Origin of the sequence: Arthrobacter sp. TB 26 (genome assembly GCF_000427315.1) — a bacterium.
GTDB lineage: Bacteria > Actinomycetota > Actinomycetes > Actinomycetales > Micrococcaceae > Arthrobacter.
The window spans coordinates 1-1,220 of the sequence record NZ_AUPJ01000055.1 but is presented as its reverse complement, the minus strand read 5'-3'; the positions used below and the strand labels follow the sequence as shown (position 1 = coordinate 1,220).

General features: G+C 70.7%; 1 protein-coding gene and 1 pseudogene. One reads left to right on the top strand and one right to left on the bottom strand.

Features of this window, described 5'->3' with window-relative positions:
- The first annotated feature begins 21 nt into the window (after positions 1–21).
- Positions 22–996 (top strand): ROK family glucokinase, encoded by a 975-nt coding sequence (locus K789_RS0100945; protein WP_084507118.1) that lies wholly within the window; start codon positions 22–24, stop codon positions 994–996.
- Here K789_RS0100945 and K789_RS0100940 read toward each other — a convergent pair.
- Positions 993–1,220, bottom strand: a pseudogene (locus tag K789_RS0100940) (hypothetical protein); the annotation flags it as partial. The gene K789_RS0100945 and the pseudogene K789_RS0100940 sit on opposite strands and share 4 nt — an antisense overlap.

Here is a 1,220-nt window from a genome sequence, read left to right as displayed (position 1 = left end):
GGACAGGGTTTCCGGGAGCACCTGCGGCTGGGCCGCAAGGGCCTCGCCATCGGCGTGGACATTGGCGGCACCAAAGTGGCGGCCGGTGTGGTCGATGCGGAGGGCCGGATCCTTGCCCAGGCCAAGCGGTCCACTCCCGGCAACGACCCCCGCGCGGTCGAACAGGTCATCGTTGAGCTGGTCGAGGAGCTGGGCGAGGGCCACCGGATCTGGTCCGTCGGGATTGGCGCGGCCGGCTGGATGGACCTCGACGGCGGCACCGTGCTGTTCAGCCCGCACCTTGCGTGGCGCAACGAACCCCTCCGGGACAACCTGCAGCGGCTGCTCCGCCGGCCCGTGCTGTTGACCAACGACGCCGATGCCGCCGGCTGGGCGGAGTGGCGTTTCGGGGCCGGGCAGGGTCAAAACCGCCTGGTCTGCATCACCCTCGGAACCGGAATCGGCGGCGCCATGGTGATGGACGGCCGGCTGGAACGCGGACGGTTCGGTGTGGCCGGGGAATTCGGCCATCAAATCATCATGCCCGGCGGCCACCGCTGTGAGTGCGGCAACCGGGGCTGCTGGGAGCAGTACGCTTCCGGGAACGCCCTCGGCCGGGAGGCCCGGGAACTCGCGGCCGCCAACTCCCCGGTGGCCCAGGAACTGCTCAAAGCGGTGGACGGCCACGTGGAGCGCATCACCGGAGTGATTGTCACCGAACTGGCCAAGGCCGGGGACGCGACCTCCCGGGAGCTGCTCGAGGACGTCGGGGAGTGGCTCGGCCTGGGCCTCGCCAACCTCGCCGCCGCGCTGGATCCGGGCAAATTCGTGATCGGCGGCGGACTCTGCGACGCCGGCGAACTGCTGGTCGGGCCGGCACGGAAGGCCTTCGCCCGGAATCTGACGGGCCGCGGATTCCGGCCCGCGGCGGAAATCGAACTGGCCGCCCTTGGCCCGAACGCGGGCCTGATTGGTGCCGCGGACCTGTCCCGGGTCAGCAGCCGCATGCACAGCTAGATGCGGGCGCCGTCGTCGTGCTCGTCCTTCTCGCCCGGCAGCTTCATGATCAGGAAGACCACCGACGCCGCAAACGCCGCCACCATTGCGAGGATGGCCATCAGCGGGGCGGAGCGCCAGAACATCGCGGACATCACGAGCGCGACGGGACCCCCCACCGCACCCAGCCAGGCCAGCACCGTCTTCGGGTCGGCGCCTGCGAGGCTGGGAGGTTCCTCCGGCAC